General features: G+C 57.6%; 1 pseudogene. It reads right to left on the minus strand.

What is annotated here, in order from left to right:
• Positions 1-229: pseudogene (locus tag P0D89_RS54600) on the minus strand (IS5/IS1182 family transposase); the annotation flags it as partial.

Below are 229 nucleotides of genomic sequence, written 5' to 3' on the forward strand. Positions count from 1 at the left end.
TGATCTGATCGAGGTTTCGCATCTGTTCGCGTAAGCGCGCGATCTTGTCCTGCAATCGGGTCGTCTTCGCTTCCAGCTCAGCGGGTTGCGTCCGATCGGCAGTCTCCAGCGCGTTCAGATACCGCTGGATGCTCTCCCCGATCTGCTTCTGGCGCTTATCGACCTTACCGTCGGTGAAGTTGCGATCGCGAGTGTTGACTGCCTTGAACTTGCTACCGTCGATGGCAAC

It is taken from the genome of Paraburkholderia sp. RL18-085-BIA-A (assembly GCF_046027075.1).
In the GTDB taxonomy this organism is placed as follows: Bacteria; Pseudomonadota; Gammaproteobacteria; order Burkholderiales; family Burkholderiaceae; genus Paraburkholderia.